Below are 24,427 nucleotides of genomic sequence, written 5' to 3' on the forward strand. Positions count from 1 at the left end.
TCCCCAACCCGGGCCGATCGGGTTCGATACACCCGTGCCAACAGCTGCCGCGCGGATTTTCGCGCTAATCGCGACCGTGACGTCGCTGAGTGTCGCCTTCACCTCACCCGCGCTTGCCGCCCCGCCAGCCACTGGACCGCTCGCGGCCAATCCCTACCTGGGCCCGCTCGGCACCGCGACCATGCACGGCGACGCGGGTTCCTCCGACGCGACCCCGCTCGCTGGCCCGCGCGCCAACGCGCCGGTGTCGTCGTATCCGCTTGGCGCGGCGTGCCCAACGCTGCTGCAAGGTTCGGACGGCCTCGTTGTTGGACTGTGCACGACGATGGTCGGCCAGACCCCGACGGTGTATCTGCTCGATCCCGCTTCGTCAGGCCCACTTTCGGGCGCGCTCGCCAGCTTGCAGATCACTAAGGGCAGCCTGCTCGGCGGCGTGTACGCCTACCTCGACAATCACGACCAGCTCGTTGTCGTCGACGGCGACCGGCACCTGCTCAAGGTTGAGCACAAGCGGGTCGACGGCCACTGGCAGCTCGCGGTGCGGTCAAGCATCGACCTAACGTCGTCAATTCCGCAGGGCGACAACGTGACTGGACTTGTTCCCGACTGGGCGGGCAATATCTGGTTCGCGACGGGCAAGGGCGTCGTGGGATTCGCGAGCCCGACAGGCAAGGTCTCAACGGTGACGCTGCCCGCTGGCGAACTGGTCGCCAACAGCATTTCGTCCGCGCCGAACGGCGGCGTGGCCGTGGCCAGCACGCACGCGCTCTACGAACTGCATGCGAAAAAGGATGCGGCACAGATTCTTTGGCGCGCACCCTACGACCGCGGCTCAGCCCGCAAGCCAGGCCAGCTGAGCTGGGGCACGGGCTCGACGCCAACCTATCTAGGCCCGAAATCCGGCGACGAGTACCTCGCGATCGTCGACAACGCCGACGACAAGGTGAAGCTCATCATCGCCCGCTCCGGCACGGGCGAACAGGTGTGCTCGATCCCCGTGCTTACCAAAGGTGGTGCGGGAAGCGAGAATTCGCCGATTGGTGTCGGCAACACGGTCTTCGTGGCAAGCACGTACGGCTACCCGTACCCGGCGGTTCCCGATGGCGCGGGGCCCGCTGTGCCGTCGACCGCACCGTTTAAGGGCGGTCTCACGCGCGTCGACATCACCGATTCCGGGTGCGAAACCGTGTGGGACAGTCCCGTGCGCAGCGCCGCGGTGCCCCGCCTTTCGCTCGCCGATGGCGGAATTCACACGTTGCGAAGGGTTGGTCTCGACACCACAACCCCCCTTGACGGCTTCGATTACGTCGTGATCGACCCCGCGACGGGACGGGTGCGCGCTTCGACACCGCTGCCGCCGACGATGCTCGAAGACCCGCTGCAGATGGCCGCGCTTATCGGGCGCGACGGCAAGCTGTTGCAGGGCACGATCAGCGGCGTCGTTCGCATCGGCTGACGCGTGAAATCGCCTGGTGAGGCGAAGATCACAGTTGCTTGACGCAGTGACGGTCACCGCTGGTTGGGGCGAAATTTGGGCCAGCCAGCGGTCTGCGCGCAACCTGTCAGTCGACCGATTTTCCGGTCATTGCCAAGGGATTAATGATCTAGCTTGAACCGCAGTCTTGTTTGCGGGCAGAAAAACAAACTTGCGGTTGCTTTTATTCGTGACGCTGAATGGCAAACCGTAAACCGAACGATAGGTGCCCAGGTCAGGGCGCTAATGAGGTTGACCTAACCAGCGTCGGCTACCGGTTGTTAACCGGCCAGATTCGGGCGAATGCGAATTGGCGATTGGTTGTTGGGAGTTTGCCAAAGGTGAATTCTTGGTAACTCCTGACGCATCATTTTCCGGCAGCCGTGAGTTAGCTGGGTGAGTGAAAATCAGTGCGTTCACACAGGTTTGCTGGTTCGCAGAACATCGTTCTTACCAGCGCGTAGGGGGTTGCGCGGGGGTAACGATTGTGTACAGTTGAGCCTAACGCTGACCGCAGTTGAGCTCGACTCGCTGCGGTCAGCGGAACTCAAATGGGGGAGTTCTTCACTTACTCGTAACCAGCTGTTGCTGTCGATTGTCCGGTACCCGCGTTGCTCGGTGTGCTCGAAGTTGCCTGTCGCTGTTGCCCGTACAGGTACGAGTTCACCGAAGCGCTCTAGTACTCGACGCGGCGTTGCCCAACCACCGGCGCGTCGGGTCCCCGTCCAAACTTCCGTCGTTCGCCTCATCGGCAAGCGCGGCGCGCGCATCCTGCGCTTCAGCTGCCCGCTTACCAACAACGAACACGTATCCCAAGAACGCCGCTTCGGCGGCGAAGCCGATCGCGATGCGCACTGGCGCTGGCAACGGCGATGGCGTCACGAAGCCCTCGATCAGGCCGCATACGAGCAGCACCGCGATCAACCCGAGCGCAACCGTCGCCGCCGCGCGGCCCTGTCGGGCCATTGCCACCGCCCTGCTGCGCTTTCCCGGGTCGATCAGCGACCAACCAAGCTGCAACCCCACCCCGCCAGCCACGAACAGCGACGTGAGCTCAAGCGTGCCGTGCGGAAGGATGAAGCCGAAGAACGAATCAAGCCGCCCGGCATCGGCCATGAGTCCGCCGGTCGTGCCGAGGTTCATCGAGTTCATGTACATCGCGTAGACGGCGGGCAGGATCAGCACACCGGTGAACAGCGCGATCGCCGACACCCACGCGTTGTTCGTCCACACCCGCGTCGCGAACGCCTCATTCGAATGCTCGGTGTAATAGGTCTCGAACTTGCCGCCCGGTCCGGTGAGCCAGCTGTGGTCGCCCTCGGGCACGCCGAACGCTTCGCGCCACTGCGCGCTCTGGTCGATGCCAACGCCGATCACCGTCGCGACCAGCAAAAACACCAGGCCCGTCGCCACCCACCACGGCCACGAGCGATACAGCGCGATCGGGAAATGCCACGTGAAGAAGCGACCCAACTCGCGAACCGGCCGCGTGCGTGCCGCGAGCACCCGACCGCGTGCGCGCGTAAGCAGCTGGCTGAGCCCACTCACGATTTCGGGATCGGCGTGATGGTCACGCAGTTTCGCCAGCTGCGCCGAGGTGTCTCGGTAGGTGCGCACGAGTTCGTCGGTTTCAGCGCCGGTCAGTTTGCGCTGGCTCGCCAACCGCGTGAGCCGATGCCACGACCGTTGCCGCGCCCAGCTGTAGGCATCGGTGTCCATATCGGGAATGCTAGCCAGCATGGCCGAATTCACCACCGGCGAAGCGGTATCGCTTGAGCTGCCCATCGCCCGCGTTCCCTGCCGTGCGGGCGCTTTTTTGCTTGATCTGATGATGCAGATCGCGCTCGCGCTGCTGCTTGTTTTCCTGTTCTTCGGGTTGATCAGAGTGGGGAGTATGAGCGATGACGCGTGGGAGCAGACGGTCGGATTGCTGATTGTCGTCACGGTCCTCGTCGGGTATCCCGTTGTGTCCGAAACACTTTCGCGCGGGCGCTCGCTTGGCAAGCTCGTGTTCGGGCTGCGCGTTGTCCGCACCGACGCTGGACCGATCGACTTCCGGCACGCGATCACACGCGGGCTTTGTGGTGCGCTCGTTGACTTTTGGATGCTTGGGTTCTTCGGTGCGGTCGCTGTTGTCTCATCGACTTGTTCGCCGCAAGGGCGACGAATCGGCGACCTGCTCGCTGGCACTGTCGTTATCCACACCCGTGCGTCGCTGCCGATCCCCGCGCTGGTGAGCGCGCCGCCGTGGCTGGTGAATTGGGCGAAAATGGTCGACCTCACGGGGATCACCGACGAACATGCGGCAGCGATGCGGAAGTACCTCGCTCGCATGCGCACCCTCACGCCCGCAGCGCAGCATCACCTGGGGACAACTCTGGTCGAGTCGGTATGCGCCGCTGGTCGCGCACCTATTCCCGCTGGTTATCCGCCTTTTCACGTGCTCGGCGCGGTGCTGGCGCGGCGGCAGGAAGTGGCGTTCGCAGCCCGCTGAGAGGTGTGTGCGGGATTGGCTGTGGATAACCAAGCTGTGGATAACTTTGCCGCTGTGGATAACTCGCGGATCCGTTCGAACATTCGTTAACACCCTGTGGAATTGAGTTATCCACCGGTTCAGCTTGATTCGGGCATACCTCGAAAGTTATCCACATGTGGATAACTTTCATGCACAGCCTGTGAGTAGATCAGCGCAGGCAAAACGGGCTTGTGGGCGGCGTTTGCGCTGTTCACACCTGTGGATAACTTTGCTCCACACGAAGTTGTGAACAACTCACCAGTAGGTTGTCCTGTGGATAACTCTGTGGATAACCTGTTAGTTCATTGTGAACCGGCAGATTTCAGCTCTAGGTACTCGTCGGCGATCGCCTCGGGAAGGTGCTCAGGTGCGGCCGTGATGACCGCGATCCCCATGCGCCGCAATGATTCCGCCGCCATCGCTCGGTCCGACAGCACGGATTCGGCTGCGGCCGCCTGGTAAATGGCATCCGCCGACGTGCGATCACGCGCTGCCGCGGCGATATCGGGATCGGCGACCGAAACGATCAGCACGCGATGCCGTTTCGCGAGCGTCGGCAGTGCGGGCAGCAGGTGCTCGTTTACCGTCGCGGGGTCGAGACTGGTGAACCACACGATCAACGCCCTGCGACGAAGACGCGAAATGATGGTTCTGACCAGGGCGTTAGTGTCGCTATCCACCAGGCGAGGGACGAGCGGCGCGAGGCTGTGCATAAGTTTGCCAACCAGCCGCGTGCCGCTCACGCCGCTGACTTCCGCGCGAACTTCTTCGTCGAAGGCGAGCATGTCGACGGTGTCGCCCGCTGCGGCAGCGAGGCCGCCGAGCAGCAACGCGGCTTCGATCGAACAATCAAGTCGGGTGCCGTCACCGATTCGGCCAGCAGCCGCGCGACTGGTGTCGAGCACCATCAGCACGTGCCGATTGCGTTCGGGCCGCCAGGTACGCACGAGCACGTCGTTCGCGCGCGCAGTGGCGCGCCAGTCGATCGCGCGCACGTCGTCGCCCGCGACGTACTCGCGGAACGAATCGAACTCGCTGCCCTGCCCACGCGTGTTCGCGACATTGCGGCCGTCGAGGTGATGCAGGCGCTTGACCTTCGACCGAAGCAGTCGTTCACTGGCGAACGCGGGCAGTGTTCGAATGCGGCTCGGGACGTCGTACTGGTACTGCCGCCCAGCGAAACCCATTGGGCCAGTGAGCCTTAGCGTGACCGGGCCAGCGACACGATCGCCTCGATAGGCCGGGCGCAACGTGGTCGACAAGCGAGTTCGGGTGTTGCCGGGCAGCACGATGTCGTGCGCGACGCCCTCGGCGCGCGCTGTCTCCGACCAGTTATCCCACAGTCGCCCTTGGATTTTCGCCGACGTTGGATTCGTGACGGTGAGTTCAACGTCGGTCGAGTTGCCCAGGCGCACCACCGTCAGCGGCGTGCGCGACAGGGGCAACGCGCCAGCGCGCGGCGTGAGCGCGATGTCAACAAGCGCGAAGCCCGCGAGCACAACGCACGCCAGCGCGACACCAAACAGCGACGGCAACACGAACATGACCAGCGCCGCCGAAGCGAGGGCGAGCAGCGCGAACCGGCCGGTGACGACCATCGATTACACCGGAACCGGCACCGAAACCAACAGCGACGCGAGCACAGCCTCGGGCCGCACCCCGTCGAGTTCGGCTTCGGGTCGCAGTTGCAGTCGGTGTCGAAGTGTTGGTGTCGCAACGGTTTTCACGTCGTCGGGGGTGACGAACGCGCGACCGTTCAGCCACGCGAAGGCACGCGCCGCGGCGAGGAGGGCCGTCGCGCCACGGGTCGACGCGCCGTGGGCGACCGCCGGTGACGTCCGGGTCGCGCGGCACAGGTCGACGATGTAGGCGAGGACTTCCGGCGACACCGTCACCTGCCCGACCGCAGCGCGCGCGACCGCGAGGTGCGCGCCATTCGCGACGGGCGCGAGACCGGCAGCGGTGAGGTCGCGTGGGTCGAAACCGGCGGCGTGTCGGGCCAGGATGCGGAATTCGTCGTCGCGGTTCGGCAGCTGCACGTCGATCTTGAAGAGGAAGCGGTCGAGCTGCGCCTCGGGCAGGGGATAGGTGCCCTCCTGCTCGATCGGGTTCTGCGTCGCGATCACAACGAACGGGTCGGGCAGCGGTCGCGGTTCGCCGTCGACGGAAACTTGGCGTTCTTCCATCGACTCAAGCAGCGCCGACTGCGTCTTCGGCGGCGTGCGGTTGATTTCGTCGGCGAGCAGCAGGTTCGTGAAAACGGGACCGCTGCGGAAGGTGAACTCCGCCGAGTGCGGGTCATAGATTTGCGAGCCGGTGATGTCGCCGGGCATGAGGTCGGGGGTGAACTGGACGCGCGTGTGGTCGAGGTCGAGCGACGTCGCCAACGCGCGAACAAGCAGCGTTTTCGCGACGCCGGGGACGCCTTCCAGCAGCACATGACCCCGGCAGAGCAGGGCGAGCACGAGGTAGAGCACGGCGGCGTCATTGCCGACGACGGCCTTGCCGATCTCTTCGCGTAACGCGGCGAGCGCGGCGGCGGCCTCGGCGGGGGTCGGGGATTTCGCCAGCACGGCGTTGTTGGTAGTCATCTACAGCTCCGTCTCGATCCATTCGAGGTGTGCGGCAACGTGATACAGGGTGGCCTCGTCGGGGACGGGACCGGTGAGCACGCTGGTGATTAGGGTCGGGTCGGCCGACAGTCGCGACGCGATGATGGTCGCTGGGTCGCCGCCGGTCACGCGGGTGCGGATGCGGCGCATTGTCGCGTCGCGCAGGATGCGCGCCACGTATTCGTAGTCGCGCGACCTGCGGTACAGCCCGGCCTGGCCGCCGAGCAGCTCATTGGCCGGGATTTCGACCGGAAGAGGTTCGCCGACGAGCGCGCCACGCCGCCTGCCGCGCCACATCGCGAAGATGCCAAACGCGATCAGCAGTTGCAGGCCGCCGAAGATGAGCCACGGGGGTTTGCCTGCCAGGATCGAGTCGTGGCCCGCGCCCCAGTCCCACGGTTCGTCGCTGTCGGGCGGTGGGAGGTCGGGCGCGTCGGGGATGACCGGTGGCTTGGGAGCCGTTGGCGCGCCGCAAGATTGGGTTGTCGCGAGGACCAGGATCGCAAGGGCAACGCAGGCCGCGACGACCGCCCAGAACTTCGGACTGCGAAGGAGCGCGGGCAGCGGTGGGAGTGCACGGCGCTTCTTCGGCGCGGACTCGGTGATCTCGACGATCGCCGCTTCCGGCTTGGGTGGGGGAGCCGATTGCGAGTAGCGGTCGGCGTATTCGAGGCGACGGTACTCGTCTTCGGTCGCTTGCCGTCCGCCGTAGACAACCTCGTCGAAACTTAATGCGGCAGGATGCAATTCGCCGGATTGCTCGACCGCTTCGTTCGCGGTTTCCTGTGCGGTGCGCGAGCGGCGGACCGGCAGCGCGCCGCCTTGTTCGAGCGCGCGGAGGACGGCGCGGAAACGTTCGCGCAGGGCTTGGTCGAAATCCCGTCGCGCAGCGGCATTTTCGGCGGCGGCGCGGTGGTCAGCGGCGGCGTTGAGGTTGGGGGGAGCCGGAATCACGGGGTCGAAGTTTGGTCCGCCGCCTGTGCCAGCAGTGCCTGCGGTGCCGGGGCCGTGTGCGCCGAAGTTGGTGGGGTTGCGTGCGGCGTCGATCTGGGAATGGGGGTCCGTGGCCGCACTGCCCGGCGTGCCGATGGCGGCCGGTGTGGTGTCGGGAGGCGGTCCCGCGCTGAGGTTGCGCTGGTTAGCGTCAGGTGTGCCATTCTCGTGAGAGTTGTTGTGCGTCAACGTGTTCCACCAACCGGAATCTTGATATCGATGCCCTCTCGCACGCAGCGGCGGTGGAAGTACACCACCACCTGCGTTGCTGACTCGACCACCGTGCACACCGTCGCGAGTAGGAGAAACGCGCCGATCGACAGCGCGATCACACCCCACAGGTGGGTGCCGGTGAAGTCGGACGCGAAAAGGGGGATGGCGAATATCGGCACGATCAGCACGGCGAACAGGGCGCGGAGGGTGAACCACACGCCTGCCGTCGACCACGTCGCAGGGGCAACCAGTTCGCGCGAACGCCGCGCCGCAACGCCCGCGCTCGCGTTTTCGCCGACGATCACCGGGTCGATGACGAACCGCCGCGCCCGCACCCACGCCAACCACACCAGGGCGAACGGGAACGTGATCACAAGCGGCAGACCAAGCGCGATGATGCCGATGCCGATCAGCGACGAAAGAAGTTGTGCGACCAGCAGCGGGCCAGCGTGGTGCGTCGCCGCGTGCAGGGCGGCGGTTGTTGTCATGTTGATGCCCGCGTAGTCCGCGACGCCGATCGCCGTTGTTGTTCCACGAATCACTAAGCGCGCCAACCAGAATGCGGCCAGTGTGCTCAAGATCGCGGTCCACGCGATAGCGGCGTCGGACTTGTTGGTGAGATCGGCGACGGCCCACGTCGCGGCGAGCGCCAACGTGAATGCGACACCGAACGTCGCGGTGCCGATGATCGCGAGCGGGCGCAGATGAGCCTGGATCAGCGCGAACGGCTCATCCAGCAGTTGAGCGAAACGCAGCGGGCGAAGCGGGACCGTCGGGTGCGCAGCCGAATCAACTCCCGCCCCGGCGGCGCCGTTGTTAAGGACGGGACGCACGTTGGGGAGTGTAATGCGACCGACGAGAACGCGGAGTTTTAGCAGGCGCGGGGGATAGGAGCGTGGGCCAGCGCATCGGCCGCGACGACGATGCGCGCTACGCGGAGCGTTCGGGCCGAGCGGGTTTTAGCCATGCGCACGCGGACGGAGAGTGTCCAGGCAGCCGGGTTTCGGTCAGGGCACGCGGATGGGGATTTGCCAGCGGGAGCTTTAAAGTGCCTGCGCCAAGCGGGTTTCGGTGAGGCGGCCGCGCAGGGTGACGCTGTCGCCCAATGTCCAGTGCGCGCGTTCGGACTCGGCCGCGCGGGTCAGCGTTGCCTCCGACGTCAGCAAACGGCCCTCGTATCCCTTCGACAGTTCGCACAGTCGCGCTGCCTCGTTCACCGCGTCACCAATCACGGTGAATTCGTATCGGTTGTGCGTGCCAACGTTGCCTGCGACGACGCGACCTGCGGCAACGCCGATGCCCGCGTCGAAATCCGACGCGTCACGTAACCGCGCCTGAATCGCGCGACCGCATGACAACGCGGCCGCGGCCGAGTCAGCCAACGGGGCCGGGGTGCCGAAAACGGCCAACGCGGCGTCGCCTTCGAACTTGTTCAACAAGCCGCCGTGGCGTTCCACTTCGTCGACGACGATGTCGAAAAAGCGGTTGAGGATCGCGACGATTTCGGGTGCGGGCATGGTCGCTGCCATCGTTGTTGAGCCGATGATGTCGATAAACAGCGCCGCCGCTTCGGTTTCGGTGCCGCCGAGCACCGGCTTCGACGCGATCGCCGCCATCGCGACATCGTGGCCGACATGCTTGCCGAACAGGTCTTCGATCAGCGCGCGTTCCCGCAAGCCTTTGACCATGCGGTTGAATCCGCTTTGCAGGTCGCCCAATTCGGTGCCGTCGTAAATCGGGATTTCGGTGTCGAGGTTGCCGTTTTCCACGCGAAGCAACGCCTGGCGCACGCCTTTGATTGGCGCGACGGTCGCGCCGGTGACTTGCACCATCAACAACACGCCGAAAACCAGCGCCGATCCGCCAGCGCACAGCATGCAGACCGCCAGGCGCGACTTGCTCACCGACGGGTCAGCGAGCGCCCACACCGCGACGATCATCGAAACGAACGCGGGCACACCTGCGCCGACAAACCACGAAAGCATTGTTCGCCCGAAAACGCCGATGCCGTGATGACGACCGGGGTCGGCTTGCAGCACGCGCGCGGTTGTTGGGCGAAGCGCGAATTCCGCGATCAGGTAACTGTTCGCGCACACAACAATCGCGGCAGCCCCGGTCGCGAGCATGATTTTGGGGATCAGAGCGGGGTCGGCGATGCCGTAAACCACCGTCGCTGACGCGAGTCCAACCGTCCACAACGCCGCCTGTTGCAGCACCAATCGGCGCGGCGCGGTGACGGCGAGCGACTGTTCGCGTGGCGTTGGTACGTGGTCGGGGTCGGTTGCCCAGCGCAGGCTGCGCAGTCCGTCGATGGTGCCCCACGCGACGCCGACAGCGAGCGACGTGACCACGCACAGCGGCACGAAAATCGCGTTGATCACCATCAAGCGCCCGCTCAGCATGGTCGGCCCTGGCAGGACGAACCCGGCGAGCACAAGCGCCATCGTTATCCCAAGCAAGTTGGTGACAACCAGCGGAATGGTGAGTAACAACTGCACCCGAACGCGACGGATTTCCGAACGTTCGTTTTCGGGTCCGAGCAGCGGCGAACCCCAGGGCGACTGGGCCCGTGCGCGCAGGAGTTCGTCGCTGTGGATCACGGTGGAACTGTAGGCCCAAAACGCGACGTTATGGCGCGCTGTAATCCAGTTCACATATTGCCGTCGTCACTATCGGGACAGGTGACAGTGGGTTTCGGTCGGCGAGCGCTAGCTGGGGTGCCGCGCGTGCCGATCATCGGCTTTTCAGTGCACGCCTGTGAACCCAATTAGCGGGCGGGCGGCAGCTGACGCTGGTTGCCAGCACCGAGTTCGCTGGTCGACGTGCCAGGCAGCGCGCTGTCGTTGTGCGCTGACGGCAGACCGTTGCCGGGGGCGGCGGGCAGCGCGGAGTAGTTCGGCGCCCCCGGGTACTGCCTGGGGTCGGGGTGGTAGGTCGAGCCGGGCGCGTCGACGACTTCGGCGGCGAGCTGGTTGGCGTAACCCGGCTGCGCGTAGGGCTGCTGATACGGCTGACCGGGGTACGGCTGCGCGCCCGCGGGCAGGTAGTAGCCGGGTGGAACCGCGTAACCGGGCGGCAGCTGGCCGACGCCCTGCTGCGGAACCGCAGCGCCTGAGTCAGAAGAATCGACGGTCACTTTGCGCGTGCGACGCAGCGTGAAGGTGACCTCCTCAGCCTCTTCGAACACCTGGCGTGCGGTGCGCAACGGGTGCGTCGCGGTGTCGATCGCGTTGGCGACAAACGAAGGAACGAGCGGACGAATCCAGCGCGCCGCGGTGTCGGTGAACGGGACCGTGCCGATGATCGGCAGCTCAAGGCCGCCACCGGTCGGCGCGGCAGGCGCTTTCGGTTGCTGCTGCTGTTGCGCGACCGGTACCAACGCGTTGGTCTGCGAAGGCGCACCCTGCGGCAGCGCGGCGGGGAAATAGCCGGCGGGCAGTTGGTTCACGTTCGGCTGCACAGACAACGAATCGTCCTTTCGATGCGGCTCGGTGATGCCGAGCTCGATGCCGCCGATCGCGGCGATGATGCGGGTGCGCTGACGCTCCCTGTCGATCACGCGGTCGGCTTCGATGGCCATGCGCGTGACGGCGAGTTCGTGTTCAGCCTGTAGTTCAGCGGTTTCGGTTCGTACTTCGGCCGACTTGCGGGCGATCGCGATGTCGGCTTCGCGTTCAGCCTGGTCAACAACGGCGGCTGCGGCAAGTCGACGGTCGAGGGTGGTCTGGCCGCGCCAACGTCGCAGTAGTAGCGGCAGCAGTGCGAGGCCGACGGCGAGCGCGTCGATGAGCAGGCGCAGCGACGGGTTGATGTCGTTGAGCGCCAACCAGCGCGCGCCGAGCCCACGATCGGCATCGGCGATAGCGGCCTGTCGCGCGACGGCAAGCTGACCGGTCTCGGTACGAATGAGCTGGTCAGCGGGGTCAACCTTGGCCTGGGCCGCCGCGAGCTGCTTGCGCGAGTCGTCGAGCATCTCGTTGGCCGTCTGGGCCTCCGGCCCCCGACCTGGCACGCCAGTGATGCGCGTCTGCGGGCATTCCGGCGTCGGGTTGAACTCGCAGCGGGCGATGACCAACGCGCGGTCGATGTCGGCTTGCGACTTGGCGATGGTCTGATCGAGCCCGCTGCGGGCGGCCACCGCTGCATCGAGCTCGGCCTGCGCGGTTACCACCGCAGGCGCGGAACTCGCCGCCGAAGCCGCGCGAATGTCGAGTTGTTGGTCGACTGAACCGCCGAGCAAAACGGTCGACGCGAGTTCGCCGATAACAAGGCCAGCGCCAACAGCGGCGGCAACGCGAGTGAGCGCGCCGAGCGAGTCGCGCGATCGCAGCCGGTCAAGGCCACTACCGACGAGGTTCGCGGCGCTACGGCCCGGTGCGACGGCGTCGCCAGACTCAACGCGCGGCACCGGTCGCCAAGCGGCAAGCGACCGCCCAAGCGCACCCGTCGCGACACCGGCAAGCAGACCGCCGGCGACGACACCAACAAACCCAACCCCGTCGGCGGCAGCTAGCGCACCACCGGTGACCAGCGTCGATGTGCCTGCGAACAGCGCGACGGCCGATCCAGCGACCAGATAGTTCGACTGCTCAGTGGCAGAGGTGAGGCCCTCAGGAGGGGAAACGAGGCCGCCGCCGAGCCAGGTCAATACACCGGTACCGGTCGTCATCGGAGCTCACATCCCTAACTTCCCCCGCCACGGCCGTGTAGCTGCCACAGCTTTTATCGGTGTCAGCCTGACAGGTATCGCCCCGACACACCGAGTAACCGGCCGCCCGATGTGTGCAGCCTCACAGTGTCGCGCGCGCGACGCGTTGCCGGTGTCGCGCGGCACGCCGTGGTGTGTCCAACGACACCCCGACGGTTAGCCAGCAGTTAACTAGCTGCCCGTTTCGAACTACAGACCGTACGGTCGGAACATTGCAGTGCCATGTCATGCCCGCTGTCGGCTATATCTCACCGCTATGCCCCCCGATTAGCGGAGGTCGGGGGTTTGCCCGACACTAAGAAAGGGAAATCTCCTGCGGTGCAGGTGAGTTCACCTTTTTGTCTTGTGGCAAAAGGTGTTTCACATCCGCGCGCCGACAGAGTTGTCGCAGGTGAGCACCGGTCTATCCGGGCATAACGGGGATCGATTGATCCCGTTGTCTGCTTTACACTGGACGACGCGCGCGACGAGGCGGGCTACCCCAACAAAGCCCAGCTAGACAGGTTTCTTAGCCCAACCTTAGTTGGTTGGGTTCTAGTCCTGACTTATCGTTTGCTCTTACACCGGACACGTATGCGTTCGGTACCGACACCTGTTCCCAGGTCCGCAAAACGGGCCAACCGTAACCGGTGAAACCCGCGAGTTGGTGGCGGTCGCGTAAGCGTTCCGTTACTTCCGAGCACCCACAAACAACGTGAGACCACGCGGCCGCGTAGTCCACAAACCATCATCGCCGCTGGTTCGTGGATTGCTACAGCCGTCAGTCTTGACGGAGGCGAAACGACGAAGGGCCCAGCTCAGCTCGCTGGAGGGCCGATCTCATCGACAGCCGACTTTCTTGAAGGCAGAGGCATCTAAGGCATGACGCAACTTCCTGGACACAGGTCACCCGGTGCCACCGGGCTCTACGATCCGGCATTCGAGCACGACGCATGTGGCGTCGCGTTCGTCGCCGACATGCACGGACGACGCAGTCGAGACATTGTCGACAAGGCAGTCACGGCCCTTCTGAACCTGGAGCACCGCGGTGCCGCGGGCGCTGAGCCGAACTCTGGCGACGGCGCTGGCATCCTGATTCAGCTTCCTGACAAGTTCTTCCGTGCTGTTGTCGACTTCGAACTGCCGCCCGAGGGCTCTTATGCCACCGGTATCGCGTTCCTGCCGCAGGCACGTCGCGAAGCCGCCCGCGCCGCGTACGGCGTCGAGAAGATCGTCGCTGAAGAGGGCCTCGCCGTCCTCGGCTGGCGTGAGGTGCCGATCGACGAGTCGTCGCTTGGCGCGCTCGCCCGCGACGCGATGCCCACGTTCCGCCAGATCTTCATCGGTTCGCCGAAGAACTCCGACGAGCAGCTCTCAGGCATGGACCTTGAGCGTCGTGCTTATGTGATCCGCAAGCGCATCGAGCACGAGCTCGGCCAGGCCGGTCCCGGTGAGGGCACCGTCGGCAAGGAGTCGGTCTACTTCCCGAGCCTTTCGGGCCAGACCTTCGTCTACAAGGGCATGTTCACCACGCCGCAGCTGCGCGCGTTCTACATCGACCTGCAGGACGAGCGTGTCGAGTCGGCCATCGGCATCGTGCACTCGCGCTTCTCCACCAACACGTTCCCGTCGTGGCCGCTCGCGCACCCGTTCCGTCGCGTCGCGCACAACGGTGAGATCAACACCGTCACCGGCAACGAAAACTGGATGCGCGCGCGTGAAGCGCTGCTGCGCAGCGACGTGTTCGGTAAGGACTCGGCTGGCAAGAACCGGCTTGAGAAGATCTTCCCCGTCTGTACGCCCGGTGCATCAGACACCGCGCGCTTCGACGAAGTGCTCGAGCTGCTGCACCTCGGCGGTCGCGACCTCCACCACGCCATGCTGATGATGATTCCCGAGGCGTGGGAACGCAACGAAAACATGGACCCCGAGCTTCGGGCGTTCTACGAGTACCACTCCATGCTCATGGAGCCCTGGGACGGCCCTGCCGCCGTCTGCTTCACCGACGGCACCAAGATCGGCGCGGTCCTCGACCGCAACGGCCTGCGTCCCGGTCGGATCTGGGTCACCGAAGATGGCCTCGTCGTCCTCGCGTCGGAGGTCGGCGTGCTCGACATCGACCCCGCGACCGTCGTCCAGAAGCACCGCCTCCAGCCCGGCAAGATGTTCCTGATCGACACCGAGCAGGGCCGCATCCTCACCGATTCCGAGGTCAAGGGCGAACTCGCCGCCGCCGAGCCGTACCAGGAATGGCTCGACAACGGCGTTTCGCGTCTCGCTGACCTGCCCGATCGCCCGCACGTGCACATGTCGCACGACCGCGTGCTGATCCGTCAGCAGATCTTCGGATACTCGACTGAAGACCTGAACCTGCTGATCTCGCCGATGGCCAAGACCGGCGGCGAAGCGCTCGGCTCGATGGGTACCGACACCCCGATCGCGGTGCTGTCGAACCGTTCGCGTCTGCTTTTCGATTACTTCTCGCAGCTGTTCGCGCAGGTCACGAACCCGCCGCTCGACGCGATTCGCGAGAAGGTCGTCACCAGCCTCAAGCGCAACATTGGCCCTGAGGCCGACCTGCTGCACCCCGGCCCGGAGTCGTGCAAGCAGATCGCGCTTGAGCAGCCGATCCTCGACAACGATGAGCTGTCCAAGCTCGTCCACATCAACGACGACGGCAGCCACCCTGAGCTGCGCTCGGTTGTCGTGCGTGGCCTGTACCCGGTCGCCGAGGGCGGCGAGGGTCTGCGCAAGGCACTGGAAGCCATCAACACCCAGGTGTCGGCCGCCATCGACGGTGGCGCGCGCATCATCGTGCTTTCCGACCGCGAGTCGAACGAGAAGCTGGCGCCGATCCCGTCGCTGCTGCTCACCGCGTCGGTGCATCACCACCTCATCCGCGAGCGCACCCGCACCAAGGTGGGTCTCGTTGTCGAGGCTGGCGACGCGCGCGAGGTGCACCACATGGCCACGCTCGTTGGTTTCGGTGCCGCCGCGATCAACCCGTACATGGCCTTCGAGTCGATCGAAGACATGCTTGAGCGCGGTTCGCTTGAGATCCCCGGCTCGACCGGCGACCTGGCCGCCGACTACCGCAAGGCTGTCGCGAATTACTGCACCGCCGGTTCCAACGGCGTGCTCAAGGTGATGTCGAAGATGGGCATCTCCACGCTTGCCTCCTACAACGGCGCGCAGCTGTTCCAGGTGATCGGCCTTTCGCAGGAGCTCGTTGACGAGTACTTCACCGGCTTGAAGTCGCAGCTTGGCGGCATTGGTCTCGATGAGATCGCCGACGAGGTCGCCGCGCGTCATCGCACCGCGTTCCTGGAAAACCGCAACGAGCGCGCGCACCGCGAGCTTGAGGTTGGCGGCGAGTACCAGTGGCGTCGCGAAGGCGAGTACCACCTGTTCAACCCCGACACCGTGTTCAAGTTGCAGCACGCCACTCGCTCGGGTCAGTACTCGATCTTCAAGGAGTACACCAAGCTCGTCGACGATCAGTCGGAGCGCTTGGCTGCCATTCGTGGCCTCATGAAGTTCAAGAAGGGCCAGCGCGCGCCCATCTCGATCGACGAGGTTGAGCCCGCTTCCGAGATTGTGAAGCGCTTCTCGACCGGCGCGATGAGCTACGGCTCGATTTCGGCTGAGGCGCACGAAACCCTCGCGATCGCGATGAACCGGCTTGGCGCTCGCTCGAACTCGGGCGAGGGCGGCGAAAACCCGGCCCGCTTCGAGGTCGAGGAGAACGGCGACTGGCGTCGCAGCGCGATCAAGCAGGTCGCGTCGGGTCGCTTCGGTGTCACCGCGCACTACCTCACCAACGCCACCGACATCCAGATCAAGATGGCCCAGGGTGCGAAGCCGGGCGAGGGCGGCCAGCTGCCCGCGCACAAGGTGTACCCGTGGGTCGCCGAGGTGCGTCACTCCACGCCGGGCGTCGGCCTGATTTCGCCGCCGCCGCACCACGACATCTACTCGATCGAGGATCTCGCGCAGCTGATCCACGACCTGAAGAACGCGAACCCGCAGGCTCGGATTCACGTGAAACTTGTCGCGGAACCGGGTGTCGGCACCGTCGCCACCGGTGTTTCGAAGGCCCACGCTGACGTCGTGCTCATCTCGGGCCACGACGGCGGCACCGGCGCTTCGCCGCTCACCTCGCTCAAGCACGCGGGTGGTCCGTGGGAGCTCGGCCTCGCCGAGACCCAGCAGACGCTGCTGCTGAACGGCCTGCGCGACCGCATCGTCGTCCAGGTCGACGGTCAGATGAAGACCGGCCGCGACGTGATGATCGCCGCCCTGCTCGGCGCCGAGGAGTTCGGTTTCGCGACCGCGCCGCTCGTCGTCTCGGGTTGCGTCATGATGCGCGTGTGCCACCTCGACACCTGCCCGGTCGGCATCGCCACCCAGAACCCCACGCTGCGTGAGCGCTTCACCGGCAAGGCCGAGTACGTCGAGAACTTCATGCTGTTCATCGCCGAAGAGGTTCGCGAACTGCTCGCCGAGCTCGGGTTCCGCACGCTCGACGAGGCCATCGGTCGCGTCGACCTGCTCGACTCGGCCAAGGTCAAGGATCACTTCAAGGCCGCCAAGCTCGACCTTTCGCCGATCCTCGACGGCGTCGAGACCGCGTTCATGAACCAGGACACGCGTTGCACCAAGACGCAGGACCACGGTCTGGACAAGGCGCTCGACAACGAGCTCATCGCGCTCGCCGCTGATGCGCTTGAGCTCGGCAAGACGGTGAAGATCGAAACCAAGATCACCAACGTCAACCGCACGGTCGGCACGATGCTCGGCCACGAGGTCACCAAGCTCTACGGTGGCGCGGGCCTGCCCGACGACACCATCGACATCACGTTCAACGGTTCGGCCGGCAACAGCTTCGGCGCGTTCGTCCCGGCGGGCATCACGTTGCGCGTGCAGGGTGACACCAACGACTACGTCGGCAAGGGTCTGTCGGGCGGTCACATCACCGTGCGCCCGGCGCTCACCGCGCCGGAAGGCTTTGTCGCGCAAGACAACATCATCGCTGGCAACGTCATCCTGTTCGGTGCGACCAGCGGTCGCGTGCTCATCAACGGTGTCGCTGGCGAACGCTTCGCGGTCCGTAACTCGGGTGCTACCGCGGTCGTCGAGGGTGTGGGCGACCACGCGCTTGAGTACATGACCGGCGGTCGCGTCGTGATCCTCGGCGAGACCGGCCGCAACCTCGGTGCCGGCATGTCCGGTGGTGTCGCCTACGTGTACGACCCCGAAGGCAAGCTCGCTGGTCGAGTGAGCCCGGACCAGGCCGATGCCATCGAGCAGCTTTCCGGTGACGACTTCACCTGGCTGCACGACATCATCGCCGTCCACCGCGACGAGACGGGTTCGGCTGTTGCCGAGACGATCCTGAGCGACTGGTCGCAGCAGGTGAACCACTTCGTGAAGGTCATGCCCCGCGAATACAAGAAGGTTTTGCTCGCCATCTCCGAAGCTGAGAAGAGCGGCAAGGACGTTGACGAAGCGATCATGGAGGCAGCTCGTGGCTGACCCACAGGGATTTTTGAAGCACACCTCGCGGGAACTCCCCACCCGTCGCCCGGTCGAGCTGCGACTGCTCGACTGGAAAGAGGTCTACAACGACGATCACTCGCATGAGACCCTGCAGCGTCAAGCCAGCCGTTGCATGGACTGCGGAATCCCGTTCTGCCACAACGGTTGTCCGCTTGGGAACCTGATTCCCGAGTGGAACGACCTGGTGTTCAAGGGTGCGTGGCGTGAAGGCATCGACCGCCTGCACGCGACGAACAACTTCCCTGAGTTCACCGGTCGCCTGTGCCCCGCGCCTTGCGAAGCTTCGTGTGTGCTCGGCATCAACCAGCAGCCGGTCACGATCAAGCAGGTCGAGGTCGAGCTCATCGAGAACGCGTTCGATGAGGGTTGGGTTACCCCGGTTTACCCGACTCGCCTTACCGGCAAGAAGATCGCCGTCGTCGGTTCGGGCCCCGCGGGTCTCGCCGCCGCGCAGCAGCTCACGCGCGCTGGTCACACGGTCACCGTTTTCGAGCGTGACGACCGCATCGGCGGTCTGATGCGCTACGGCATCCCCGAGTTCAAGATGGAGAAGTCGATCATCGACCGCCGTCTTGCGCAGATGGAAGCCGAAGGCACCATCTTCAAGGCTGGCGTCAACGTTGGCGTCGACATCACCGCTGAGCAGCTGCGCGAGCAGTTCGACGCGATCGTGCTCGCCGGTGGGGCAACCATCGCCCGCGACCTGCCGATCCCGGGTCGTGAGCTCAACGGCATCCACCAGGCGATGGAGTTCCTGCCGCTCGCGAACCGCGTGCAGCTTGGCGACGACATCGTCGATGAGAACGGCCTGCCGCCCATCCACGCGAAGGGCAAGAAGGTCGTCATCATCGGTGGCGGCGACACCGGTGCCGACTGCCTCGGCACGTCGCACCGTCACGGTGCCGAGTCGGTGCACCAGTTCGAGATCATGCCGCGTCCGCCGGAGGAGCGCGCTGGTTCCACTCCGTGGCCTACGTACCCGCTGATGTACCGGGTTTCCTCGGCGCATGAAGAGGGCGGCGAGCGTGTGTTCTCGGTCAACACCGAGCGTTTCGTTGGCGTCGACGGCCAGGTCACTGGTCTCGAAGCGCACGAGGTCAAGATGGTGAACGGTCGCTTCGAAAAGGTTGAGGGCACCGACTTCACCCTTGAAGCCGACCTCGTCCTGCTCGCGATGGGCTTCGTTGGCCCGCAGAAGCCGGGTCTGCTCACCGACCTTGGTGTTGGCTACGACGGCCGTGGCAACGTGCAGCGCGACAAGAACTGGGCAACCAACATCCCCGGCGTGTTCGTCGCTGGCGATATGGGCCGTGGCCAGTCGCTGATCGTGTGGGCCATCGCCGAAGGCCGCGCGGCAGCTTCGGCAGTTGACCGCTACTTGGAAGGCGAGACGGCCCTCCCGGCCCCCATCCCGCCGACCGCAGTCGCCCAGCGCTGACCTGCTTAGCAGCTAACTGAGAGTGCCCGTGGATCCCGGAGATCCACGGGCACTTTCGCATTTCCGATGGCCGTCACACCACGTCGATACGGCATTCGACCTGGACGCCACGTCCCTCGTGAATGGCCGACAGGATGGTGGCTCGGTCTACCTGAACCTGTACTTCGTGTTGCGTTCGGCGGATCACGTCCATGTTGTGGGCAACGGTGAGGGTCGCGCGGCGCGACAGCAGGGTGAGTTCTCGCTGCAAGTAGCGAGTTAGCGACAAGCCTTCCGCTGCCGCGGTGGCGGCCAGCGCGTCGTGTACATCGTCTGGAACATCGCGAACCTGGATCACTTTGGGCATAACTCCACGTTACGCCGCGTGCATGCACTTTGCACCCACTGGTTTATGACCCGTGAGCGAACCTGTGAACTTTGTGTCAACCCACACAATTTCGTTACCAGGCGGTAGCTAGATTCCCTTGGGGCGCATAGTCTTCGGTACGTTGTGCCGTTACCCAGTTATCTAGATGGGGGAGCTGTGCAGTCCTTTCAAGACGACTCGCCGGAAATGCGACTTCGGCGGGCGGCGGAGCGTGGCAATGGGGTGGCCATGCACAATCTCGCGAACTTGCTTTACCGATACGGCGAAGACGCCGAGGCTGAGCACTGGTTTCGGTGCGCTGCCGCCGAAGGTCACACGCGCGCGATGAACAACCTTGGCGTGCTGCTTGAACAAGTCGGCTCCTACGACGAAGCCGAAGCGTGGTATCGCCGTGCCTCCGCCGCGGGCAACACCAACGCGATGTACAACCTCGCGATCCTGCTCTATCAAGCCGGTGAGGTTGGGGCGGCGCACAATTGGTATCACCGTGCCGCTGTCGCGGGCAATGTCGATGCGATGTACAACTTGGCGCGCCTGCTTGAAGTCAGCGGCGATCTTGATGAGGCCGAAGGCTGGTACGCGACCGCCGCCGACGAAGGCGACCTCGACGCGATGAACAACTTGGGCATCTTGCTACTCGACCGTGGCGCGTTCACTCAGGCTCGCCGCTACTTTCGCCGCGCTGCCGACGGCGGCCACTCGCAAGCGATGGGCAACCTCGCCGACCTCCTGCGCGCGGAAGGCGCGCATCTGGAAGCCGAAACCTGGCATCGTCGCGCCGCGGGCTAGCTCGATCCTGTCCAGAGGTGTAAACGCAACAGTGCGAATGTTCGCTCTGAAATCGCTCACTCGCCAATTCGCGCTGACCTCGCGATACGGCACACAAAAGCCCAAGATCATTCTGGTTACTGAAAAGTATTGATACCAAGCGGTTCTTCAGCAAACCCCAGCAAACCTATTGGGTGGTAGCAATTTTCCGGCGTTCGGCATGCGAAGGTTTGCCAGTGGGTATACCGTCGGGCTCGATTACTTCGCAGATACGACGGGCCGGGGCGTGTGAATTCTCTCGATGGCTGCCTCAAACGCATCATGGACATTCCCGGTGCGTGCAGCGTGACACTGGTTGATGGGGCAAGCGGGTTGGCGATCGCCACCGCAGGGGTCCACGACGTGGTTGACGAGCACGAAAATGCCGCTGGCACAACAGAAGTCGTTCGGTCAGCGCTAACCTGTCCTGCCCTAGCCGCAGGCGACGATGGCAAGCCGACCGAGCTCGTTGTGCTTCGCCCCGGTGCCTTTCACCTATTACGCCTAATAGACGGCGATTTCGACGGACGCCTGTTTGTTCATGTTGTCTTTGACGCGACAACGGGAAATCTTGGAATGGCGCGATATCAACTTAATTCCGCAGTTTCCGAGCTCACCGGGGCCGCGAGATGAGCACAAATGTGATCTCCGAATTGCAACGTCTCGAAGAGCAGGAATCAACGGGCATTCTCGAAACCGCCGACGGCGAATTTCACCTGGACAGGGGCGTTGTTGTCGCTGCTGGGTGCCAACGGACTGTCGGTCTCGAACGTTTGCTCGCCAAGGCTGGTGTCGCGACAGCCGAGCAGTGGCAGCGCGGTGAACCCAACAGCATCGCCGACCGCGCCCGCCTCGAACTGCTTGCTCGACTCGCCGTCTTCGACGCCGCGTTCTTCCTGCTCGCTGGCACGTCGGATCCGAAGTTCCGGTCGACGAGCCCGCACTGGCTTGCCCCCGTTTGCCGCGTCCGACCGCGCGCGCTCGTCCGCGAGTACCGCCGTCGCGCTGGCACACCGCCGGGACCGTGGCGCGCTGACCTGGTCACCGCCGCCCCGGTTATCCCAGCGAAAAGCTTGTGCCGCGCACCGGTTCAACTCACCGGCGACCGCGCCGCGATCATGGCGGCAGCCGATGCGAAACGCAGCGTCGCCGACATCGCGCGCGACCTCGGTCGAACAACATACGGCTGCTTGGTTACCGTCCGCGAACTCACCACAGCGGGCCTCATCGAACCGCCGCGTACCCGTGGCCGCCACGCGCGCCCGGACTCTCTGCCAGCGGGTTTGCCCGCGCCGCTGCCGAGGCGGGCACGCGGGGAAAGCGCGGCACACCTGTCCCGGCGGTACACGGTCGACGAGGAAGCGGCCGTGACCCGCCGGTACGCGCCGCGGTCAGATGCGGCACCAACGCCGCGCTGGGCCCCGGTGAGCAGCGATCTACTCATCCGGCTCAGAGCGGCGTTGGAGGAGCTTGCGTGAGTGTGCTGAACAAACTGTTCGGGCAATGGCGGGGAAAGGTGGCGGAAGTGGCGATGACCGGGCCAGAACGAAACGTAGCGGTGCTGGCCGAGCTACGAGCACTGCGGGAACGGATTCCACGCATCACCGGTTCGCTTGTCGCGTCAAGCGACGGGTTGCTGATCGAACATGACCTGCCGCCCAATATCGAACCGACGAGCATGGCCGCCCTTGCGGCAACCCAACTTTCGCTTTCCTACCGGTTGGCTACCACCGCGCATGGCGGTGGTTTCGACGAGGTCGTCGTGCACGGAACCGAGGGGCAGGTGGTCATTTACGCCGCCGGCTACACCTCGCTGACCGTGCTTGCGGGACCCGATGTGAATGTCGGCCGACTCCACCTGGAGTCGCGTCCGGTGGCTCGTGCGATCGCTGGCCATCTAGCGATCGCGCAACCTCCTGGGATCGTCCAGGAGCAGCTCAACGAAGGAAAGGCATGAAATGTCGAATATGGACTTGGCTCTCAAGGACATGATGGTGATCGACGGCGCGCTCGGCGCTGCCGTCGTCGACTACAGCAGTGGCATGGCGCTCGGGATGCTCAGCGCGAGCAAGGCACTCGACCTGCAGGTCGCCGCCGCTGGCAACACCGAGGTGGTTCGCGCGAAGATGCGCACGATGGAATCGCTTGGCATCAATGAGGAAATCGAAGACATCCTCATCAGCCTCGGTTCGCAGTACCACCTGATCCGACCGATGACGGGCCGCAAGTCGAAGGGTCTGTTCCTGTACCTCGCGCTCGATCGTGGTCGGGCCAATCTGGCGCTCGCGCGTCACCGTCTCAAGGGCATTGAGGAAGACCTCGAGGTGTAGACGACTGGCGCGGGGTGGTTTTGCGCAAACCACCCCGCCGGTCTCGGTCACATCTGTTGTGGCTGCTGTGGCATTACTTCGCACCTGCGCCTATTGTGATTCGCGGCGACGTCTAGCTTCGCAGTGTGGCGAGTGAAGACACTGGTACATATCGGGGAACTGGAGCGGTATGCAGTTGAAGAAAATTGTCGCGGCGGCTGGTGCGGCCATCGCGATGACAGCGGCGACGATCACGACGAGCACCGCGGTAGCCAACGCCGCCCCTGGCTGCCCCGACCTATACGTAGTAGCCATTCCCGGAACCTGGGAAACCGGCAAAGACCGCGAGCCCGGCCCCGGCATGCTCGCCGGTGTCACCAACCGCTTGCCCGGCAACACCGACGTCGACTACGTGACCTACGCCGCGACCGCTTTCCCTTGGGAGGGCGACGTTTACGGCAACTCCAAGCGTCAAGCGATCAGCAACGCGCGTGGCCTGATCAACGCCAAGCTCGCGTCGTGTGGTGGCACCAAGGTCGCCATCGTCGGCTACAGCCAAGGTGCCGACGCCGCAGGCGATTTGGCAGCTGAAATCGGTACCGGCGTTTCGAGCGTGCCCGCCGACAAGGTCGCTGCCGTCGGCCTGATCTCGGACCCGCGTCGCAGCCCGACCGACATTCAGGTCGGTCCGATCGCGCAGGGTGCGGGTGCCGGTGGCGCGCGACCCGGCGGTTTTGGTTTCGTTTCCGATCGAGTGCGCACGATCTGCGCGGTCGATGACCTCTACTGCGCGACGGCAAGCGACGACTTCGTCACGCGCTTTGCCGGTTTCCTCGCGCAAAGCTCCGACGCCAACCCGGCCAACCTCTGGCGTTACCAGGTTGAGGCGGGCGCGATCATCGGCGACCTGATGTCGTCAGGTGGTGTCCCTGTCTTGCAGGCGCAGCTTTCGGATGCGGCGAATCAGCAGCGCGCCAAGGATCTTGAGCGGTTCTACCGTTCGCAGGCGCACACGCTGTATGGCTCGTACTCGGTTGGCGGCGGACATACCGCGATCAGCTGGATGCACAACTGGATTGCCCAGCAGGCGAAGTAATTCGGACGCGAAAAGGGGTCGCCTTCCCGGCGACCCCTTTTTCGTGCGCTAGTTGCTCTTCTTTTTCTTCATCAGGTAGATGCCGCCGATGATGAGGATTGCGACGGCGAGGCAGCACAGGCCCATGAAGATCCCGAAGCTGTTGCTCTTCTTCTTTTTGGCCGCAAGCTCAAGCGCGGAGTTGACCGTGTCGGTACCGGTGAGCGCATCGAAGCTGCTACCGAGCAGGTGCGGGTCGACGAGCGAAGCGGTGGCGAGCAGTTCTTGATACATCTTGAGGTCCCATCCCGAAGTGTTGATGACAGCCTTTGTTCATCGACAGGATGCCCCAATTCGTTTACGGCACACTGATAATTC

At 64.6% G+C, this 24,427-nt stretch carries 19 protein-coding genes; 10 read left to right on the forward strand and 9 right to left on the reverse strand.

Annotated features, from left to right (window positions below; translation table 11 throughout):
* The first annotated feature begins 34 nt into the window (after window positions 1–34).
* Window positions 35–1,456, forward strand: coding sequence for a hypothetical protein (locus IEX78_RS14270; RefSeq protein ID WP_373291585.1), 1,422 nt, complete (start codon window positions 35–37; stop codon window positions 1,454–1,456).
* Between the two features lie 681 nt (window positions 1,457–2,137).
* Here the strand turns inward: IEX78_RS14270 and IEX78_RS14275 are convergent.
* Window positions 2,138–3,193, reverse strand: a complete 1,056-nt coding sequence (locus tag IEX78_RS14275; RefSeq protein ID WP_188829355.1) for a stage II sporulation protein M — start codon at window positions 3,191–3,193, stop codon at window positions 2,138–2,140.
* Window positions 3,194–3,212: 19 nt separating this feature from the next.
* Here IEX78_RS14275 and IEX78_RS14280 point away from each other — a divergent pair, with 19 nt between their 5' ends.
* A complete protein-coding gene (locus IEX78_RS14280) occupies window positions 3,213–3,968 on the forward strand; it encodes an RDD family protein (protein ID WP_188829356.1) in 756 nt (251 codons plus the stop codon).
* Window positions 3,969–4,291: 323 nt separating this feature from the next.
* Here the strand turns inward: IEX78_RS14280 and IEX78_RS14285 are convergent, their stop codons facing one another.
* The 6 genes from IEX78_RS14285 to IEX78_RS14310 all read right to left on the reverse strand — a co-directional run bounded on the left by IEX78_RS14285 (window position 4,292) and on the right by IEX78_RS14310 (window position 12,476).
* A complete protein-coding gene (locus IEX78_RS14285; protein ID WP_188829357.1) occupies window positions 4,292–5,587 on the reverse strand; it encodes a DUF58 domain-containing protein in 1,296 nt (431 codons plus the stop codon).
* Window positions 5,588–5,590: 3 nt separating this feature from the next.
* Window positions 5,591–6,580 carry an AAA family ATPase gene (locus tag IEX78_RS14290; protein ID WP_188829358.1) on the reverse strand — a complete coding sequence of 330 codons (990 nt, stop codon included), beginning with the start codon at window positions 6,578–6,580 and terminating at the stop codon, window positions 5,591–5,593.
* A complete protein-coding gene (locus IEX78_RS14295; protein ID WP_229683957.1) occupies window positions 6,581–7,783 on the reverse strand; it encodes a DUF4129 domain-containing protein in 1,203 nt (400 codons plus the stop codon). It abuts the gene before it with no gap.
* Window positions 7,780–8,640 carry a hypothetical protein gene (locus IEX78_RS14300; protein ID WP_188829359.1) on the reverse strand — a complete coding sequence of 287 codons (861 nt, stop codon included), beginning with the start codon at window positions 8,638–8,640 and terminating at the stop codon, window positions 7,780–7,782. The genes IEX78_RS14295 and IEX78_RS14300 overlap by 4 nt, the downstream gene beginning before the upstream one ends.
* Window positions 8,641–8,850: 210 nt before the next feature.
* A complete protein-coding gene (locus tag IEX78_RS14305; RefSeq protein ID WP_229683958.1) occupies window positions 8,851–10,407 on the reverse strand; it encodes an adenylate/guanylate cyclase domain-containing protein in 1,557 nt (518 codons plus the stop codon).
* Between the two features lie 167 nt (window positions 10,408–10,574).
* Window positions 10,575–12,476: a DUF4407 domain-containing protein gene (locus tag IEX78_RS14310; protein WP_188829360.1), complete on the reverse strand. Its 1,902-nt coding sequence runs from the start codon at window positions 12,474–12,476 to the stop codon at window positions 10,575–10,577.
* A 900-nt stretch (window positions 12,477–13,376) separates the two neighbouring features.
* Here IEX78_RS14310 and gltB point away from each other — a divergent pair.
* The gene (gltB, locus tag IEX78_RS14315; RefSeq protein WP_188829361.1) at window positions 13,377–18,029 is read left to right on the forward strand and encodes a glutamate synthase large subunit; all 4,653 of its coding nucleotides are present in this window, start codon (window positions 13,377–13,379) and stop codon (window positions 18,027–18,029) included.
* Window positions 18,022–19,491: a glutamate synthase subunit beta gene (locus tag IEX78_RS14320; RefSeq protein WP_188829362.1), complete on the forward strand. Its 1,470-nt coding sequence runs from the start codon at window positions 18,022–18,024 to the stop codon at window positions 19,489–19,491. Before gltB ends, IEX78_RS14320 begins: the two co-directional genes overlap by 8 nt.
* A 73-nt stretch (window positions 19,492–19,564) precedes the next feature.
* Here IEX78_RS14320 and IEX78_RS14325 read toward each other — a convergent pair whose 3' ends face one another.
* Window positions 19,565–19,837, reverse strand: a complete 273-nt coding sequence (locus tag IEX78_RS14325; protein WP_188829363.1) for a hypothetical protein — start codon at window positions 19,835–19,837, stop codon at window positions 19,565–19,567.
* Window positions 19,838–20,014: 177 nt separating this feature from the next.
* On the opposite strand from IEX78_RS14325, the gene IEX78_RS14330 reads away from it, so the two are divergent.
* The 6 genes from IEX78_RS14330 (at window position 20,015) to IEX78_RS14355 (ending at window position 24,070) form a co-directional block, all read left to right on the forward strand.
* The gene (locus IEX78_RS14330) at window positions 20,015–20,647 is read left to right on the forward strand and encodes a tetratricopeptide repeat protein (protein WP_188829364.1); all 633 of its coding nucleotides are present in this window, start codon (window positions 20,015–20,017) and stop codon (window positions 20,645–20,647) included.
* 267 nt (window positions 20,648–20,914) lie between these two features.
* Window positions 20,915–21,298 carry a hypothetical protein gene (locus IEX78_RS14335; protein ID WP_188829365.1) on the forward strand — a complete coding sequence of 128 codons (384 nt, stop codon included), beginning with the start codon at window positions 20,915–20,917 and terminating at the stop codon, window positions 21,296–21,298.
* Window positions 21,295–22,143, forward strand: coding sequence for a hypothetical protein (locus IEX78_RS14340; protein ID WP_188829366.1), 849 nt, complete (start codon window positions 21,295–21,297; stop codon window positions 22,141–22,143). The genes IEX78_RS14335 and IEX78_RS14340 overlap by 4 nt, the downstream gene beginning before the upstream one ends.
* Window positions 22,140–22,622, forward strand: coding sequence for a roadblock/LC7 domain-containing protein (locus IEX78_RS14345; RefSeq protein ID WP_229683959.1), 483 nt, complete (start codon window positions 22,140–22,142; stop codon window positions 22,620–22,622). The genes IEX78_RS14340 and IEX78_RS14345 overlap by 4 nt, the downstream gene beginning before the upstream one ends.
* A gap of 1 nt (window position 22,623) precedes the next feature.
* On the forward strand, window positions 22,624–22,995 hold the full coding sequence (locus tag IEX78_RS14350; protein ID WP_188829367.1) for a hypothetical protein: 372 nt from the start codon (window positions 22,624–22,626) through the stop codon (window positions 22,993–22,995).
* A gap of 169 nt (window positions 22,996–23,164) precedes the next feature.
* On the forward strand, window positions 23,165–24,070 hold the full coding sequence (locus tag IEX78_RS14355; protein ID WP_188829368.1) for a cutinase family protein: 906 nt from the start codon (window positions 23,165–23,167) through the stop codon (window positions 24,068–24,070).
* A 48-nt stretch (window positions 24,071–24,118) separates the two neighbouring features.
* Here the strand turns inward: IEX78_RS14355 and IEX78_RS14360 are convergent, their stop codons facing one another.
* On the reverse strand, window positions 24,119–24,343 hold the full coding sequence (locus tag IEX78_RS14360; RefSeq protein ID WP_188829369.1) for a hypothetical protein: 225 nt from the start codon (window positions 24,341–24,343) through the stop codon (window positions 24,119–24,121).
* Window positions 24,344–24,427 lie beyond the last annotated feature (84 nt).

The organism is Nocardia camponoti (assembly GCF_014646135.1).
GTDB lineage: Bacteria > Actinomycetota > Actinomycetes > Mycobacteriales > Mycobacteriaceae > Nocardia > Nocardia camponoti.